Genomic DNA, 17,607 nt, shown 5'->3' with positions numbered 1-17,607 from the left:
TTAAAAGGAAATTGATACGATATGTTATCTCTCAATCATTAAAATTCAATTCTAATTGCTGGTCTGTTAAATTGAATGTTTTCCGGTGGAAAGGGGTGATCCCGTGTATCCGGATTTGAGCCCTGTGCTCTTTGGTCGGATAACCTTTATTACGTTGCCAATCGTAAACCGGATACTCTTTGTGTAGGTTTTTCATGTATTCGTCCCGGTGAGTCTTGGCTAAAATCGATGCCGCCGCGATAGACATGTATTTCCCGTCCCCTTTTACGATACAGTGATATTCGATCTCCTCGTACGGTTTAAAACGATTTCCGTCGATAAGGATATGTTCCGGTCGGATGGAGAGCATTCCTAATGCTTTTTGCATTGCCGCGATGGAAGCGTTTAAGATGTTGATTTTATCGATTTCTTCATTGTCCATACTGGCAACGGCCCAGGCTAAAGCTTCCCGTTCTATAATCAAACGCAGTTCGTCTCTTTTTTTTTCGGAAAGCTGTTTCGAGTCATTCAACATCTCGTTGGAAAAATTGTCCGGGAGTATTACGGCAGCAGCGAAAACGGGACCCGCCAGGCATCCTCGTCCGGCTTCATCGCAACCAGCTTCAATTTTATCGGAATAATATTTTAATGTCAACATATACGCGTGGTTGAATCTCCAGCAAATATATAAAAAAATGTTGTTCTTTAATAGGATATTTCTTTTTCGGCTATAAGGAAATGCATAAATTTGTATTCGATAAAAATAAGGTTATGGTAGAAAAAATAACGGTTCCCGGGAGTCGGCTGAAAAATTGTTATCGGATTGATAAGGATGTCTACCGGTCGGACCAACCTTCTTATCGTGATTTCCGGGCTCTTGAGCAATTCGGTATCAAGGAGGTCCTGAATTTACGCAACCGTCATAACGATAAGGATGAAGCGAGAGGAACCGACATCAAATTGCATCGTTTGAGAATGAAAGCTTCCAAAATGAATCAGGATGATCTTCTGGAAGCCATGCGTATCCTTCGGGACCGGGAAGGACCGATTCTGATTCATTGTTGGCACGGTTCCGACCGAACGGGAGCCGTTTGTGCCATGTATCAGATTCTTTTTTTAGGAATCAGCAAGGAAGATGCCGTGAATGCGATGGTCGACGGGGAATACGGATTCCATATGATATTCGATCAATTGATCGACATGTTGCACGGGACGGATGTCGAACATATGAAACAGGCTTTGGGTATTTCATGAGAACCCTGTATATTTGTCGGTCCTAAAGTAGAATGTGTTATGTATACGAAAGAGGAGGCGAAAGCGATAAGAATCGGTTTTTGGCAAGGCTTTAAATCCTATTGCCGGAAAAAACGTATCGATCGACGTTGGGTGTTGACCGGGGTAAAGATAAAATCAGTGCAATTGAAATTTTTTGCTGATGACCGAAAAGCGTTGGTTATGTTTCAAATAGATCATAAGAATGATTTACGCCGTTTTGAAATTTATGAATGTTTTCTTGCTTATCGGAAATTGTTCGCCGGGGTATGCGGTTCGGAATTGATATGGGAGGAGGAGTATGAAGGGGTTGAAAAAGATCGCCGGGTGAGTGCGATTTTTTTCGAGCTGCCGGGAGTGAGTTTGTATAATGCGGGGGATTGGGAAAAGATATATGCTTTCTTTGTCGAGAAGATGCCATTACTGGAAGAGTTGTATTTTGAATATCGGGATTTGATCAATGCACGGTTGAAAGATTGCTGAAACGAATAAGTATTAGTTATGAAGATAAATAGAAGTGGAGCCGTTCTTTCTAAAATTGTACAAATAGGAGAGAATCTGAAAGAATTAACGCGGGTAAACGGAAAAGAGTATTTACCCCTGAACCGGGGGGTAAATCAGGTTGTCCCGATCGATTTGACCGAAGTCGTAAAAGGGATCGATTTTAACTCCCCGGAGATCCAGGTCTATCCGCACGGCGCCGGTCGCCCGGAGTTGAGAGCGGCGATAAATGAAGAATTTTTTATGGGGAAATCCTCTTCCGATCGTATTTTGATCACGGCAGGGGGAATGCATGCGTTGGATCTGGTCGCCCAAACGGTTTGTATCGGGAAATTGTATTTGCCTGCCTATTATTGGGGGTGTTACTATAAGATGTTGACGATCCGGAATGTGAAAAATGCCGAATACAATAGCCAGGCCGATCTCCTCGAGATGCTTGAAGAGTTGGAGGGTAATGCCGTTTTGATCAGTGATCCGAGTAACCCGTTAGGAGATAAGCATGATGATGAACAACAACTTGACATCATCCGGCAGTTGAATGATGCGGGTGTTGTTGTGTATTACGATTGTCCCTACCGTCGTCTTTTTATGGATGGACGAGATGATTATTACGTGAGATTGATGGATATGGAGAATGTGATTATCACCGAGAGTTTTAGTAAATCCGTGGGATTGAGCGGGCAGCGATTGGGTTTTATTTATACCAAAAATAAAGAGTTGCATGACGAGTTGGAAGTTCGGGTCATGTATAATACCAATGGGATCAACGGTTTTGCGCAGGAGTTGGTGCTTCGTTTGTTAACGACTCCGGAGGGTAAGAGAGCTGTATCGGATTTTAAGGCAAAGACAACGCGGGATATCGCGTTGAATATCGATTACCTGAAACAAAGGAAACTATTGGCTGATGAATTTTATCAGGGAACGGTTCCCAAGGGAATTTTTGTGATTGTAAATCGGAGTGAAGAGGAGTTATTGCGTCATTATATAGGAGCCGTGTCCCTTGATTTCTTTACCAAGACGCGGCAAACGTACGCGAGTGCGTATTCCCGTATATGCGTGTCGGTTCCTCATGAAAAATTTGTTACTTATTTTAATGACCTCAAGTAACATGCCGAGAGGCAGTCGATCATAATTAATGTTGTTTAAGTAAATAATTTTAGGAGAAGCATTGTTTTATTGGAATATAGACGTATCTTTGTCGCAAGATTGAGTTGAGTTCGTTGTTTTTAAAGTACTTGCCTTTCATGTATTATGTATCGTTAAGTAAACTTTTTATCAATCCAAAGCACTCAATTGAATGAATATTTATTATTAAAGTTTTACTTAATGAACATTTACATTTCAAATTTAAGTTACAGCATCGATGATGCTGATTTAAGAGAGTTGTTTGCAGATTACGGCGAAATCGTTTCTGCAAAAGTAATTATGGATCGCGAAAGCGGAAGATCCAGAGGTTTCGGATTTGTTGAACTTGCTGACGATACGTTAGGTCAGAAAGCCATCGACGAATTGAATCAGGCTGAATATGATGGAAAGGTAATCAACGTGAACGTGGCTAAACCGAGAACGGATAAACCGAATTTCGGGAACCGCGGTGGAAATCGCGGTGGATTTAATCGCGAACGTCGCGGAGGATATAATTCCGAGAGGTCAGAAAGAAGATATTGATTGATTCAATCATAAAAAAAACGAGGAAATTTCGGTTTCCTCGTTTTTTTTCGTGTTATCTTTGATGTCGATTATTGTGTAAATTAAAGTAGAATATATGACAGCAAATTGGTTTGAATGTAAGATTAAGTATACGAAGGTAACGGAAGACGGTAAAGAGAAGAAAGTTTCGGAAATGTATCTTTTGGATGCAGTCTCTTATACGGAAGCGGAGAGTCGTATCACGGAAGCGTTAGCCTCTATGATTCAGGGAGATTTCTATATTGCCGGATTGAAAAAATCAAATATTACGGAATTGGTGGAGTCGAACGATGGGAACGACGACAAGTGGTATAAGGCAAAGATCGCGATTATCGATGCCGATCAGCTCACCGGTAAGGAAAAGAGAGCTTTCCAGTATTTTTTAGTAGCGGGAGCGAACATTGACCGGGCGTTGGAGAATTTGGAAAAGAGCTTGTCCACTTATGTAGTTCCCTTTGAAATTGTGTCTCTTGCGGATACGACTTTTATGGATGTGTTTCCCTATTTTTCGAATGATGAAGGGCAGACCGTGCCCGATCATTTTAAGCCTCTGGGTGATTTAGCATCCGAATCCGGTTCGTTCGAATGATTCCCATCTTTACATCGATGATACAAAAAAGTCCTATGAAGGACTTTTTTTTGTTAAAATGGAGTCTATTTTGTTGACATATAGATACTTCAATAGTTACATTCTTTTGATAATTTCTACAAAAAAATTCGTTTTGTCGTTTCTCTTTTGTACCTTTGCCGGATTAATTTTTTACGGTTCGTTTTAATGAAAAATCGGGAATACGATTCTATATTAAAAGAGTTCCCATTCATAATGAAACTAAAGTAAGTAATAAACGTATTGGAAATAATTAATTATAACAGGATTATGAAAACAAGAATTGAACATGATTTGTTAGGAAACAAAGAGGTGCCCATGGATGCTTATTATGGGGTACAGACTTTGAGAGCTATTGAAAACTTTGCGGGAATCAGTGGACGTCATATCGGTGATTTTCCGAATTACGTGAAGGCATTGGCCATGGTAAAATGGGCTGCTGCCAAGGCTAATCTGGAGTTGGATTTGATCCCGAAGGAGATTGCAAATGTGATTACCGCGGCTTGCGAAGAGATAATTGATGGCAAATTGCATGATCAATTCCCGGTTGATATGGTACAAGGTGGTGCCGGAACTTCCACGAACATGAATATTAATGAAGTGGTTGCCAACCGGGCTTTGGAATTGTTAGGACATCAAAAGGGTGAATATCAATATTGCCATCCGAACAATCATGTCAATCTGTCTCAATCGACCAATGATGCTTATCCTACGTCATTCCATTTGGCTATTATTCTGATGAATAAAGATCTGGTAGCTGAGTTGAAATTGATGGTGGAAGCTTTCCGCGCCAAAGGCAGGGAGTTTGTCGATGTATTGAAAATGGGACGTACTCAGTTGCAAGATGCGGTACCTATGACATTAGGACAGGAGTTTGAAGCTTTTGCCGTAACATTGGAAGAGAATATCGAGAGGTTGAACGATGCTTCCAGATTGTTCCTGGAACAAAATATGGGTGCCACGGCTATTGGTACCGGAATCAATTCAGAGCCGGAATATTCTGAAATTTGTACGCGCGAATTACGTATTATAAGCGGCGAGGAGTTTGTTTTAGCCCCGAATTTGATTGCTGCTACTCCGGATACCGGTGCTTGTGTAAGTTATTCTTCCGAATTGAAACGTTTGGCCGTTCAATTGTCGAAGATTTGTAATGACTTGCGTTTGTTGTCAAGCGGTCCGAGATGTGGTTTGGGCGAAATCAACTTACCGCCTATGCAACCCGGCTCTTCCATTATGCCCGGTAAAGTCAACCCGGTTATTCCTGAGGTGGTAAATCAGGTTTGTTTTAACGTGGTCGGTAGCGATACGACTGTAATGATGGCGGCGGAGGCTGGTCAGTTGCAGTTGAACGTTATGGAGCCGATTATCGTGTTCTCTTTGTTTAACTCTATTCAGATGTTGACCAAGGTTATGGAACGTTTGAGAGTTTTATGCGTTAACGGTATTACTGCCAATCCCGAACATTGCAAAGAGTTGGTTATGAATAGTATCGGAATCGTGACCGCCTTGAATCCGACGTTGGGTTATGAGAATTCTTCTCGTATTGCCAAACGCGCTTTACAAGAGAGAAGAAGTGTTTACGATCTGGTTTTGGAAGAGGGGTTGTTGACGAAAGAGGAGCTGGATAATTTGTTGCGTCCGGAGCTGATGATTAAACCGAAAAAATTCTATAAGAAGAAGTAATAGGGAAATAATTGTTACATTTTTTTATATAATACTTTAATACAGTCTAAATTTAAACAAAAAGTTATGAAGAAGAATTTTACAAGAATGGTGGCTATTCTGATGATTGGAGTGTCTTCAGTTGCCTTTACGGGTTGTTTCGGGTCATTTGGTTTGACAACAAAATTGCATAGTTGGAATAAGCAAGTGTCTCAAAAGAAATTCGTGAATGAGTTGGTATTTTTGGGATTGTGCATCTTGCCGGCTTACGAATTGGCTTGTTTGGGTGACGTTTTGATCTTTAATTCCATTGAATTCTGGGGTGGTGAAGATCCGTTGGCAATGAATGAGGGAGAGGTAGAGGAGAGTCAGGTTATGTATGCCGGAAATTCTTATACCGTAACTAAATCTTTGAATAAGATGTCTGTTGCCAGCCAAAATACGGATGCCAAAGCTGAATTCCAATATTTCCCGGAAGAAAAAGCTTGGTATTTGATGGATGGTCAAAATAAAGTGAAAGTGATGAAATCTGCGAAAAAAATGTTCAAAGTAGTAGAACAGGCAGACTAAATTTTAGTTTCTATCATACAAAGCCGCCGTCTGATTTTTCAGACGGCGGCTTTTTTGTAGCACCCGGGGACGGGTGCAATGTGCTATTTTAATCTACAATTGCAAGGTATAACTCTCCGGGGCTGGGACGTTCTCGTCGGTCGTGTAAACGTTTTTCGTTCACTGTCCTCCGGGACTCGCTACGCTCGGACAGTCCGTCGTCCTGTCGTTCCAAAAATCGAACACGACGCTCGCCATTCACTATTTATGTCCCTTCGTTTTATCCCTTTCCCTTTAATCAATTGTAAATTTTAAATTGTAGACCCGATAAATTCTGCGATTCAATGAATTAGTGATTCCGTGATTTAAATTTAATCACTAAATCACCTAATCTCCTAATCTCCTAATCATTATATCTCCCAATCCCTAAATCTTTTAATCTACAATCGTCAATTGTCAGCTGATGTATCTCCAATTGATTTTGGTTTTGAAAAGACGTTTGACTTGGGAAGCGAAAACCAGGTTTTCCTCTTTTGAAAGATTGGGGTCGGCTTCAAGGAGGGCATGGGCGGCTTGGGCGGCTTCATTGAGTATCATGCCGTCTTTTCCGAGGTTGGCTACCCTGAGGTTGCAGCTCAGCCCGCTTTGTTGGGTTCCTTCGATGTCTCCCGGTCCCCGGAGTTTTAAGTCTGCTTCGGCTATTTCAAAGCCATCGTTCGTGGAAGTCATGGTTTCGATGCGTTTGCGGGAATCGTTGGAGAGTTTGTAGGAGGTCATCAGTATGCAATAGGATTGATCGGCACCTCTACCGACACGTCCCCGAAGTTGATGTAGTTGGGAGAGTCCGAAACGTTCTGCACTTTCGATAACCATGATGGAGGCATTGGGGACATTTACCCCTACTTCGATTACGGTAGTTGCAACGAGTATTTGAGCTTTCCCGGAGACGAAATAATGCATTTGGGCCTCTTTTTCTGCCGGTTTGAGTTTCCCGTGAACGATAACGGATTGGTATCCGCGAGGTGCGAAAAATTGATATACCTGTTCGTATCCCTCCTCTAAGTTTCTATAGTCCATTTTTTCGGATTCGGAAATCAGCGGATACACGATATAAGCTTGTCTGCCGGCCTTTAATTCTTTTAGAATGAATTTGTAAACGTCGTTTCGTTTACTCTCGAACGTATGGTAGGTAGTAATAGGTTTTCTTCCCGGGGGAAGTTGATCGATGACGGAAACATCCAGGTCCCCGTAGAGGGTCATGGCCAGGGTGCGGGGAATGGGGGTTGCCGTCATAACTAACATATGGGGAGGGGTATTGTTTTTTTGCCATAATTTGGCGCGTTGCGCTACACCGAAACGGTGTTGTTCGTCGATAACGACCAATCCGACGTTGTTGAAGCATACGACATCCTCCAAAAGGGCATGCGTGCCGACGAGAATTTGCAATCGGCCGTCGGATAATGCTTCATGTATAATGTCCCGTTCTTTCTTTTTGGTGGAGCCTGTTAACAAGGCTACGCTAATAGGAGTGTCTTTCAGCATTTGTGTTATGGTTTCGTAATGCTGAGCGGCTAAAATTTCGGTCGGAGCCATGATACAGGCTTGATAGCCGTTGTCTAAGGCGATCAACATGCACATGACGGCTACCAATGTTTTGCCGCTTCCCACGTCTCCTTGCAGGAGGCGATTCATCTGCTTGCCTGAGCCGCAATCCAGCCGGATCTCTTTGATCACTCGCTTTTGGGCGTCCGTCAAGGGGAACGGGAGGAGGTTATGATAGAAGTTATTGAAGTAATCTCCGACGACATGGAACGGATGTCCCCTGAATGAAACTTTGCGGTTGAATTTCAGTTTAAGAATATTCAGTTGGATATAGAATAATTCTTCGAATTTTAACCGGTATTGTGCTTTTCGAAGTAATTCCGGATTTTCGGGAAAATGTATGTTGAAAAGGGCATCGTGAAGATAGATCAAATTGTGTTTTTTGATAAACCAAGCCGGTAAAGTTTCCGCGATGCGTCCGTTCAGGTTTTTGAATATGCCTGCCTGAATTTTGCTGATGACTCTCGACGTGAGGAAACTTTTTTTCATTTTTTCCGTGGTAGGATAAACAGCCTGAAACCCTACCAGTTGTTTGGCATTCGCTTCGTAGAGATCTATTTCCGGATGAACGATATTTAGCTGTTGGTTGAATACACTCGGCTTCCCGAATATCAGGTATTCTTTATCGGGTAAGATTTGACTATCCAAGTATTTGTATCCTTTGAACCAGACGAGCTCCAGTTCTCCCGTGCCGTCACTTGCCGTCGCCACCATTCGTTTTTGTTTCCCGGCTCCGACGGCGGTTAATCGGGATATTTTTGCTTTAATCTGGATATAGGGTAGTTGAGCATTCAACTCTCTTATCGTGTATAACCGGGTACGATCGATGTATTTGTAAGGGATATGATAAAGCATATCCTCGTAGCTGCAGATATTTAATTCTTGTTCGAGTAAAGAGGCCCGTTTAGGACCCACTCCAGGTAAAAATTTAATATTTAATCCGGCTATTTCCAAAACAGAAAAGATGTGTTTATACTTTATTTGTCGAACGAAAATAAAAAAAATAGATGACTTTGTTGAGCAAGTCGGGAATAAATTTTAATTTCGTTGTTCGGAGTTTTGAATGAAAGAGCGACAAGGTCGTATTCGATGACTATGAGGAAAAATTGAGATGTATAATTATTTGAAACAACGAGTGAAACATGCCATTCGCTTCAGGCATAAAAGAGGATTCGGCGTCCACTCTCCTTTCGTATTCGATTTGATTACGAATGTGATTAAAGAGAGAAACCTCTACTATGATTTCGAGCGAATAGAAACAAGGGCTAAGTTACGAAGCAGCGAAAAGAAATTATGCCGTTTGCTTTTCCGCTTGTCGGATTACCTGTCTTATCGGAATGTCTTGTTATTGGGGTTGGAGAATCCGTTTGTTATCTCTTATTTGGAAGCTGTTTCCAGGGATATGCGTCTTTTTTATAAGGGAAAGGAGTTTAAGGGAGAGCGGTATGAAAAAGTAGAACCGGCCTCTATCGGCGAAGTTCCGTTGGACATGATGTTTTTGGGACGGGAGCTCGACGGGGTTTGGAGTGCGGCATGCGAATCTCTGTTGAAAGAAAGAAAGGAAGGACCGCTTTGTGTTATTATCACGGATATTTACAAGAAACCGTTGAATGCTCAATTGTGGAGACAATGGAGGAAAGAGTGTACGGTTTCGATTGATATGATGTGGTACGGAATGTTGTTCTTCGATAACCGGTTGCAAAGAGGGAGATACAATATGATTATTTAAAGGGGACTGCATGCCGGATAGGGGGAGTCTGGAGTTATGAATCTAAAATTTAATATAAGATGAAAGTATACACGAAAACCGGGGACAAGGGAACCACTTCTTTGATCGGAGGCACGCGGGTACCTAAGAATAACGTGAGATTGGAGGCGTATGGGGGCGTGGATGAACTGAACGCTCATTTGGGAATGATTCGTTCTTATTCAATTCCGGAAGAGAGTATAGAGGAGATCGTTCGCATTCAGAATGTATTGTTTGTCGTGGGGGCCAATTTGGCAACAGATGCGACGGTTTCGGATTTGCAGCAGCAACTTCCTTGCACATCGGAGGATATAGAGTTTTTGGAAAAGGCAATAGACCGGATGGACGAGGTTTTGCCCCCCATGAGATTCTTCGTGCTACCCGGGGGAGACCCGGCAGTGTCGGCCTGTCATATTGCCCGAACTGTTTGTCGACGGGTGGAGCGTCGGATATTAGATATGAGTGAGACGATAGAGGTGGATGAAGTGATTACGCGCTACATGAACCGTTTATCGGATTATCTTTTTGTTTTATCGAGAAAATTGGCACACGATCTTCGTGTCGATGAGATGAAATGGGAGCCGACAAAATAAGAAAAGCGATGAAAGAGGTATTGAGTTTTTTGAGTGATTTGAAAGAGAACAATAATCGGGAATGGTTTCAGGCGAATAAATCCCGTTATTTGAAAATAAAAGCTATTCATGAAGAGTTTATTCGAGAGTTGATACAGGAGATAGCCGAATTTGATCCGGAGATCGATGGATTGCTGGTAAAGGATTGTATTTTTCGAATATACCGGGATACGCGTTTCGCCGCGGATAAAACTCCTTATAAGACGCATATAGGTGCTTTTATGGTGAAAGGGGGAAAAATGAATCCGAGGGGAGGTTATTATGTACATATTGAGCCGGAAGGATCCCTGTTTGCGGGGGGAATCTGGTGTCCTTCTCCGGCGATGCTGAAAGCGTTAAGGCGGGATGTGTATGATAATGTGGAAGAATTCCTTGCTATTATCCGTAATCCGGAATTCGAGAAGTACTATTATATGGACGGGGAAAAATTAAAGAAAGTGCCTGTTCCTTTTCCTAAAGATTTTCCGGAAGCCGAATTATTGAAATACAAAACCTACACGGTAACGAACCGTATTTCCGACGGATTCTGGGAGGAGGATCGACTTGTGAAAAGGTGTGCGGAACGTTTAAAGCTGCTTCTGCCCTTTAATCGATTCCTGAATTACACCGTCGACGAGTCCATGCAAGGCGGTTATACACCCCGGATATATTAGTCGATTTGCGTATCTCGGAGCGACCTTCCTGTCTGACTCGTGCGTGTACAGTATAATATGCCGATAATGAGGATTTTGATGGATTTTTTTGTGTTTAAATCTTTGGTCGTTAGTAGAAAAATTCGTATATTTGTTACATGGAAAAAGTAATAGAAGAGATGCCTGTTAAAACATTAACTGCCGTGAGAGAAGAGATATTACAAGGCATGATTGCGTCCTTTCGTTTGGAAGGAATAGAGATTCAGGAAAAAACAGCCTATACGATATTGGAACAGGTAGATCGGAAACTCATAATGCAGAAGAAATAATTTGTTCCATCCGAGTGTAATCCCGCTTGGCTACTTGCTGAACGGCGATTATGTATTGCTCGAAATCGATGCGATTGAAATCCAAACCCGGATAGCCTTGTTTGCGGGCCATGAGATTGGCCAATATTCGGGCCGTACGGCCATTACCTTCTCGGAAAGGATGAATAAAAAGCAACTCCCCGTGTACGATGGCTATATCTTTAATCAGTCTCTTTTTGTTCGGGTAGCGATCCGGAAGTCCGGACAATATCTCTTGTTCGAAACGGACCATGTTCTCGGCAATAAAGCGGGCTGCCGGAAAGACAAAGCCTCCCTTGGACATATTGACGCTACGAAATTTTCCGGCAAACTGGTAGAGGTGCTTTAATGCCATGCAATGGATACTCTGGATGTATTTTACGGTAAAGCGTGTCTGGGGTGAGAGTTGTTCCGTGAAAATGATTTCAGCCATTAGAAAACCTTCAAATTCAGCATTGTGAATGGCCTCTTGATCGGTAAGACCAAGCAAATTTTGCAGAATTTCGCTTTCATTACCATCGGTGGTGTATCTGGTCATGGCCGTTGATTTTTAACAAAGGTAGGGAAATGCCGTAATAAACCAAATTTATTTATGATTTATGCTTAACGGTTTCTGATTAAGAACTATCTTTGCGCTAATTTAAAATAGTTTATGTGTTTAACAGCTTTCTATTTAAAGGATAAACCGTTAAATAAGACAAAAGATGAAGGTATTACTATTAGGTAGCGGAGGTCGTGAACATGCATTGGCCTGGAAAATAAATCAAAGTCCGAGATTGACCGAGTTATATGTAGCCCCAGGGAACGCGGGGACGGATAGGTTGGCTAAAAATGTCGATATTCAAGTGACGGATTTTCCCGCGTTGGCCGAATTCGTATTGGAGAAAGAGATAGAGATGATTGTTGTAGGGCCGGAAGATCCTTTGGTGGAAGGAATCCGGGACTATTTTGAAGCAGACGGACGTTTTACCGGTTTGATGCTTGTCGGACCGGGTAAGGCCGGGGCGGTACTGGAGGGAAGTAAAGATTTTGCGAAGGAATTTATGATGAAGCATGCCATTCCTACGGCAGCTTATTTTACGGTAACACGGGATAATCTTCAGGAGGGGATTGCTTTTTTGAAAGGGATGAGGTCTCCTTATGTTTTAAAAGCGGACGGACTGGCTGCCGGTAAGGGGGTGTTGATCCTGGAAGATTTGGATGAAGCTGTGCGGGAGTTGAATTTGATGTTAGGCGGGAAATTCGGGAAAGCGGGAAGCCGGGTGGTTATCGAGGAGTTTTTAAAGGGGATCGAGCTTTCGGTTTTCGTTTTGACTGACGGAAAGGATTATAAAATATTGGGATCCGCTAAGGATTACAAAAGAATAGGAGAGGGTGATACCGGTTTGAACACGGGTGGAATGGGAGCTGTCTCTCCGGTGCCTTTTGCCGACGATGCTTTTAACCGTAAAGTGGAGGAACGGATAATTCGTCCGACGGTGGAGGGTTTGCAAGCGGACGGAATCGATTATCGCGGGTTTATCTTTTTCGGACTGATGAATGTCGGGGGTGAGCCTTACGTGATCGAGTATAATGTACGTATGGGAGATCCTGAAACGGAAGTGGTTATGCCCCGGGTAAAAACGGATGTATTGACTCTGTTTGAAGCCACGGCCAAGGGAGGAATACGGGACATCGCTTTAGAATTGGATCCCCGGTTTTGTACCACGGTGATGTTAGTCTCCGAAGGTTATCCGGGAGCTTATAAAAAAGGTGAGGTAATTACCGGAATAGAGAGTGCGGATGATAGTCTGGTTTTTCATGCCGGGACGAAAGTGTCGGAAGGGAATATCGTGACGAACGGAGGGCGGGTAATTGCTGTCAGCTCTTTCGGTCATACGAAAAAGGAGGCGTTGGCATTGTCCTATAAGAATGTTGAAAAGATTCGTTTTGCGGGAAAAAATTTCAGAAGGGACATAGGGGCGGATCTTTAAATAGTAAACCATAAAGCATGAGTCTGAATGCCATAATAAAGTCGAAAAGTATATATATGCTGTACCTGTTACCGTTTTTAGTGATAGGTATAGCATTTTTTCGTTATTGGTTGGGAGGAGAGTACACGCCGTGTGGCATCGACGGATTGATATCGTTATCTTTTTTGGAAGCGTACGAGGGGAGTTTCTGGCTTGATAAGGTCGGTTTGCTATTGCTTTTATCTCTTGCTTTTTTGCTCTTTTTCATTGCCGACCGTTATAAGTTTTTATCCCATGTTTCCGTTTTGCCTTCTTTTCTCTACTCTTTATTGACCGTTGGCGTTTTATGCCATTACGGGGTAAATGCCTATTTATTTGCGGCATTTTTTGTCGCTTTGGCCGTGGCCTACCTGCAATCGGCTATCGTGCATTTTAAGACGAATGCTCCGGTATTCAATTTCGGTTTTTTTATTGCCCTGTCTGTATTGCTTTGTCCCGATTTGTTCGCTCTCGTCCCGTGGGCCGTGGTCGTATTGCCTTTTTCGGGAAGGGCTACATTGAAAGATATGGTTGCCCTCTTGTTGGGATTTGGAACCATGTTTTTTTTAGTTTGGGGGTATTATTTCCTGTCCGGGGATTCGGGTGGATTATTCACCCTTTTTTGGGATAAAATATGGGAAGGAGATTCTTTTATACAGATCGTATCGGCAAAACCGATCGTGTTTATTATTATAGGCATATTGATTTTTGCTTCTTTCGGTAACGTGTTGATCAATTATCCCACGGTAATCGTGGCTCAGCGGCGAGGGTTGCTTTCCATGTTGTCGATGCTTTTCTTTTTGGGAGGTTCCATGTTTATTATTCCCTGTTCATGTTACGGGGGAATGTATATAGTGGCAATTCCTTTAGTCTATTTGTTTTCGCAATACTTTATTTCTCATCATACCAAGTGGGCGGGAAATATGCTATTCCTTCTGCTGTTGGTTGCCTGTGGATGGTTGATCTTCGGTTAACCCTCGAAGGTTAATAGTTCTCCCCGATGGGTTTCGTCGAATTTCCCTTCTTGGTAGACCGTATGCCCGTTGACTATGGTCGTGTTTACCCGGTAAGAGAGTGTCGTTCCCTCGAGAGGCGACCATCCGCATTTATACAATAGATTCTCTTTCGTCACGGTCCATGGATTTTTTTCTACGATCACGATATCGGCTTTGTATCCTTCGCGAAGATATCCGCGTTGTTGTATACGAAAAATATCCGCTGGTGCGTGGCACATTTTATCCACGATATTTTCTATGGTTATTTCTCCGTTTTCCATCAGTTGTAACATAACGGGCAAAGAGTGCTGAACCATCGGGCCTCCGCTGGCGGCTTTCGTGTATACTCCGTTTTTTTCTTCCGGAAGGTGAGGTGCGTGGTCGGTAGCAATGATGTCTAACCGATTGGAATTAAGAGCCCGTAACAAAGCCTGTCTATCCGCTTCTGTCTTGATGGCGGGGTTCCATTTTACCCGGTTTCCCTTGCTCGAATAGGCTTCGTCGTTGAACCAGAGATGATGGATGCAAACTTCTCCCGTGATGCGTTTTTCTTTTCGTGAGCCTTGATCTAACAGCTCCAATTCTTCTTTCGTGCTTAAGTGGAGAATATGCAGTCTGCTATGATGTTTCCGGGCCAAACGTGCGGCTAAGGAAGAGCTAATGTAGCAACATTCCCGGCTTCTGATCAGCGGGTGGCAGGCCGGAGGAATATCTTCGCCGTAACGTTGCTTGTAGAGTTCCAGGTTCCGGTTGATCGTGGGGGTATCTTCGCAGTGTGTGGCGATTAGAAGGGGAGATTCTGCAAAAATTTTCTCGAGAACTTCTATGTTATCCACAAGCATGTTGCCGGTAGAGGAACCCATGAATATTTTTATTCCGCAGGTTGTTTTCGGATCGACTTTTTTAATCTCTTCTATGTTATCTAAGGTCGCTCCTATGTAAAAAGAGTAGTTAACTAATGAATTTCGACGGGCAATATGTTGTTTCTCCTTCAGTAACTCGTTTGTTGTCGTGGGTGGAATAACATTGGGCATGTCCATGAAGGAGGTGACTCCTCCCGCGGCGGCAGCCCGGCTTCCTTCACCGATGTCTCCTTTCCGGGTAAGTCCCGGTTCGCGAAAATGCACCTGATCGTCGATAACTCCCGGAATGACGTATTTCCCTTCTGCATCTATGATTTGAACATCATCGGAAAGGGATGCGATCCCTTTTTCCTCGATGGTTTCAATGGTATCGTTGTCGATAAGAATATCGGCCCGGAATACTCTTCCTTCATTGACCAATGTTCCGTTTTGAATAAGTGTTTTCATAGATAATGAGGTTACGGAATTTTAGTGTGCTTCGTTTCGATTGGCGTTTTTCTTTTTTCCTAAACTGCGGAGTTTCATGGTGATGACCCCCCAAAAGGCTTCGTTAAAAATTCCACCGTTCATCTTGGATGTCCCCTCTGTACGGTCGGTGAATATAATAGGAACCTCTTTCAGTTTGAATCCCATGGTCCAGGCGGTGAATTTCATTTCAATCTGAAAGGCGTATCCTTTGAAACGGATATTGTCCAGATCTATGGATTCCAGTACTTTACGAGTGTAACATACGAAACCGGCCGTGGCATCGTTTATTCTCATGCCGGTAATGAATTTCACGTATTTGGAAGCGAAATAGGACATTAGAACTCGTCCCATGGGCCAGTTGACCACGTTTACTCCGGTAACGTAACGGGAACCGATAGCCATATCCCCTTCTCCGCTTTGACAGGCTTTGTAAAGTTTAATCAGGTCATCGGGATTATGAGAAAAATCGGCATCCATTTCGAAGATATAGTTGTAGTTGTGTTCCAATGCCCATTTGAAGCCTGTAATGTAAGCGGTACCCAGACCTAATTTCCCTTTTCTTTCGATCATGAAAAGTTGAGGGAATTCTTTTTGCAGATTTTTGATAATCAGGGCGGTTCCATCCGGAGAGTTATCCTCGATCACCAGGACATCGAACGAAGGTTCGAGTTTAAATACATAACGGAGGATATTTTCAATATTCTCTTTTTCGTTGTAGGTGGGTATGATGACAAGTCTGTCGTTCATATGTTGCTTTTTACAGGTATTCGACAATTTTCTCTAATTTATTTCCTCGGGAGCCTTTAATTAAAATGAATGAAGCGGTGACTTTATTCTTTTTGAGATATTCTATTAATGTTTCCGTGTTGGGGAAATAATTTATAAAAGTATATTTATTTATGAACGGTTCAAAATTTTCGCCGACTATAAATGCATGATGAAGCTGTTTTGCCGCCAATAAATCGAGAACTTCTTCGTGAGCTCCGTCCGACATGTCTCCTAACTCTCTCATTTGTCCGATAATTACCAGTTTATGTTCTCCTGTCATTTCCGCGAAATTGGAAACAGAAACCTTCATACTGCTGGGGTTGGCATTGTAAGCATCGAGGATAAGCGTATTATCTTTAGTTTTTACAAGCTGAGAACGCATGTTGGATGGTGAATAGTTTTCAATGGCTTCTTTGATCCGTAGCGGATCGATATCGAAATAAAGGCCGACGGCGGAAGCTGCCATGGCATTGTCGAAATTGTATCCGCCGATCAACTTGGTTTTCACGTAGAGATGCCCTTTTCGGGTCTTTAGGGAGTAGACTAAGTAAGGGATGGTTTGTAAAATCTCTCCGTTGGCAAAACAATCGGACGTGCCGTAAGTGATTTTCGATTGGTTATCGGCCAATCCCATCAGCAACTTGTCGGAGCCATTCACGAAGAGGGTCCCTTTTCGGGCTCCGATCGCCTCGTATAATTCGTTTTTCGTGCGTATGATATTCTCGTATGATCCGAAGCCTTCCAAATGCGCGTATCCGATATTGGTAATAATACCGTAATCCGGTTCTGCAATGTCGCATAAGGTTTTGATCTCTCCCGGGTGGTTGGCACCCATTTCGACAATTCCCAATTCCGTGGAAGTGTCCATGCTTAACAAGGTTAACGGGACTCCGATGTGATTGTTGAAATTACCTTGTGTGGCCACCGTCTTAAATTTTTTAGAAAGGACAGCATAACAAAGTTCCTTCGTGGTCGTTTTTCCGTTGGTACCGGTAATACCGAGAATCGGTACATGCAGTTTCCGGCGGTGGTACCGGGCCAATTCCTGAAGAAACCGAAGCGTATCGGGAACCGATAAACATTTCTCGTCGGTGGCGTACTCTGCTTCATCCGTTACCGCGAAAGCGGCTCCTTGCCTGATCGCCGTTGCTGCAAAGGCATTGCCATTATGATTTTCTCCTTTTAACGCGATAAAAATATCTCCTTCCTTCACTTCCCGGGAGTCGGTAACTATTCGTCCGCCTTTACTGAACGCTTCGTACACAGTTGCAATTGTATCCATGCTTGTTTGTCTTTACCAAGA

The 17,607-nt window shown here is 42.9% G+C and carries 19 protein-coding genes; 13 read left to right on the top strand and 6 right to left on the bottom strand.

Annotation, left to right across the window (positions count from 1 at the left end; genetic code table 11):
- Nucleotides 1-31: 31 nt before the first annotated feature.
- Nucleotides 32-637 (bottom strand): ribonuclease HII, encoded by a 606-nt coding sequence (locus tag PGR74_RS09155; RefSeq protein ID WP_041502879.1) that lies wholly within the window; start codon nucleotides 635-637, stop codon nucleotides 32-34.
- Between the two features lie 113 nt (nucleotides 638-750).
- Here PGR74_RS09155 and PGR74_RS09150 point away from each other — a divergent pair, with 113 nt between their 5' ends.
- From PGR74_RS09150 to PGR74_RS09120, 7 genes are all read left to right on the top strand, one after another.
- Nucleotides 751-1,233: a tyrosine-protein phosphatase gene (locus PGR74_RS09150; protein WP_235375047.1), complete on the top strand. Its 483-nt coding sequence runs from the start codon at nucleotides 751-753 to the stop codon at nucleotides 1,231-1,233.
- A gap of 39 nt (nucleotides 1,234-1,272) precedes the next feature.
- On the top strand, nucleotides 1,273-1,734 hold the full coding sequence (locus PGR74_RS09145; RefSeq protein ID WP_110688593.1) for a DUF4268 domain-containing protein: 462 nt from the start codon (nucleotides 1,273-1,275) through the stop codon (nucleotides 1,732-1,734).
- Nucleotides 1,735-1,752: 18 nt separating this feature from the next.
- Nucleotides 1,753-2,859, top strand: coding sequence for a pyridoxal phosphate-dependent aminotransferase (locus PGR74_RS09140; RefSeq protein WP_041504664.1), 1,107 nt, complete (start codon nucleotides 1,753-1,755; stop codon nucleotides 2,857-2,859).
- A gap of 219 nt (nucleotides 2,860-3,078) precedes the next feature.
- Complete coding sequence (locus PGR74_RS09135; protein ID WP_041502883.1) at nucleotides 3,079-3,420, top strand: RNA recognition motif domain-containing protein; 342 nt, start codon at nucleotides 3,079-3,081, stop codon at nucleotides 3,418-3,420.
- Between the two features lie 97 nt (nucleotides 3,421-3,517).
- Nucleotides 3,518-4,030 carry a DUF4494 domain-containing protein gene (locus tag PGR74_RS09130; protein WP_041502884.1) on the top strand — a complete coding sequence of 171 codons (513 nt, stop codon included), beginning with the start codon at nucleotides 3,518-3,520 and terminating at the stop codon, nucleotides 4,028-4,030.
- A 288-nt stretch (nucleotides 4,031-4,318) separates the two neighbouring features.
- Entirely contained in the window at nucleotides 4,319-5,731 is a 1,413-nt protein-coding gene (aspA, locus tag PGR74_RS09125; RefSeq protein WP_041502885.1) for an aspartate ammonia-lyase, read from the top strand.
- Between the two features lie 66 nt (nucleotides 5,732-5,797).
- Complete coding sequence (locus PGR74_RS09120; protein ID WP_041502886.1) at nucleotides 5,798-6,280, top strand: DUF3332 domain-containing protein; 483 nt, start codon at nucleotides 5,798-5,800, stop codon at nucleotides 6,278-6,280.
- A gap of 435 nt (nucleotides 6,281-6,715) precedes the next feature.
- Here PGR74_RS09120 and recG read toward each other — a convergent pair whose 3' ends face one another.
- Nucleotides 6,716-8,827 carry an ATP-dependent DNA helicase RecG gene (gene recG / locus PGR74_RS09115; RefSeq protein ID WP_041502887.1) on the bottom strand — a complete coding sequence of 704 codons (2,112 nt, stop codon included), beginning with the start codon at nucleotides 8,825-8,827 and terminating at the stop codon, nucleotides 6,716-6,718.
- 145 nt (nucleotides 8,828-8,972) lie between these two features.
- Between recG and PGR74_RS09110 the strand changes: the two genes are divergently transcribed.
- The 4 genes from PGR74_RS09110 to PGR74_RS09095 all read left to right on the top strand — a co-directional run bounded on the left by PGR74_RS09110 (nucleotide 8,973) and on the right by PGR74_RS09095 (nucleotide 11,201).
- The gene (locus tag PGR74_RS09110) at nucleotides 8,973-9,590 is read left to right on the top strand and encodes a hypothetical protein (protein WP_041502888.1); all 618 of its coding nucleotides are present in this window, start codon (nucleotides 8,973-8,975) and stop codon (nucleotides 9,588-9,590) included.
- Between the two features lie 59 nt (nucleotides 9,591-9,649).
- Complete coding sequence (locus PGR74_RS09105; RefSeq protein WP_041502889.1) at nucleotides 9,650-10,201, top strand: cob(I)yrinic acid a,c-diamide adenosyltransferase; 552 nt, start codon at nucleotides 9,650-9,652, stop codon at nucleotides 10,199-10,201.
- Nucleotides 10,202-10,209: 8 nt separating this feature from the next.
- Nucleotides 10,210-10,893 (top strand): DUF2461 domain-containing protein, encoded by a 684-nt coding sequence (locus tag PGR74_RS09100; RefSeq protein WP_041502968.1) that lies wholly within the window; start codon nucleotides 10,210-10,212, stop codon nucleotides 10,891-10,893.
- Between the two features lie 137 nt (nucleotides 10,894-11,030).
- Nucleotides 11,031-11,201: a hypothetical protein gene (locus PGR74_RS09095; protein ID WP_154665528.1), complete on the top strand. Its 171-nt coding sequence runs from the start codon at nucleotides 11,031-11,033 to the stop codon at nucleotides 11,199-11,201.
- Here PGR74_RS09095 and PGR74_RS09090 read toward each other — a convergent pair.
- Nucleotides 11,182-11,757 (bottom strand): Fic/DOC family protein, encoded by a 576-nt coding sequence (locus PGR74_RS09090; RefSeq protein ID WP_041502890.1) that lies wholly within the window; start codon nucleotides 11,755-11,757, stop codon nucleotides 11,182-11,184. The genes PGR74_RS09095 and PGR74_RS09090 overlap by 20 nt on opposite strands.
- A 166-nt stretch (nucleotides 11,758-11,923) precedes the next feature.
- Between PGR74_RS09090 and purD the strand changes: the two genes are divergently transcribed.
- A complete protein-coding gene (purD, locus tag PGR74_RS09085; protein WP_041502891.1) occupies nucleotides 11,924-13,192 on the top strand; it encodes a phosphoribosylamine--glycine ligase in 1,269 nt (422 codons plus the stop codon).
- 17 nt (nucleotides 13,193-13,209) lie between these two features.
- Entirely contained in the window at nucleotides 13,210-14,184 is a 975-nt protein-coding gene (locus PGR74_RS09080) for a hypothetical protein (protein WP_041504669.1), read from the top strand.
- On the opposite strand, the gene PGR74_RS09075 is transcribed toward PGR74_RS09080, so the two are convergent.
- From PGR74_RS09075 to PGR74_RS09065, 3 genes are read right to left on the bottom strand one after another with little or no spacing between them, the layout of a single operon-like run.
- The gene (locus tag PGR74_RS09075) at nucleotides 14,181-15,515 is read right to left on the bottom strand and encodes a dihydroorotase (RefSeq protein ID WP_041502893.1); all 1,335 of its coding nucleotides are present in this window, start codon (nucleotides 15,513-15,515) and stop codon (nucleotides 14,181-14,183) included. The genes PGR74_RS09080 and PGR74_RS09075 overlap by 4 nt on opposite strands.
- 21 nt (nucleotides 15,516-15,536) lie before the next feature.
- The gene (locus PGR74_RS09070; RefSeq protein WP_041502894.1) at nucleotides 15,537-16,283 is read right to left on the bottom strand and encodes a polyprenol monophosphomannose synthase; all 747 of its coding nucleotides are present in this window, start codon (nucleotides 16,281-16,283) and stop codon (nucleotides 15,537-15,539) included.
- A gap of 10 nt (nucleotides 16,284-16,293) precedes the next feature.
- Nucleotides 16,294-17,586: a UDP-N-acetylmuramoyl-tripeptide--D-alanyl-D-alanine ligase gene (locus PGR74_RS09065; protein ID WP_041502895.1), complete on the bottom strand. Its 1,293-nt coding sequence runs from the start codon at nucleotides 17,584-17,586 to the stop codon at nucleotides 16,294-16,296.
- Nucleotides 17,587-17,607 lie beyond the last annotated feature (21 nt).

The organism is Sanguibacteroides sp. AM78-02pH3A (assembly GCF_027666085.1).
Taxonomy (GTDB): Bacteria; Bacteroidota; Bacteroidia; order Bacteroidales; family Marinifilaceae; genus Gabonibacter; species Gabonibacter massiliensis.
Note: the sequence above shows the minus strand (reverse complement) of the source record. Positions and strands in the feature narration are given on the sequence as shown.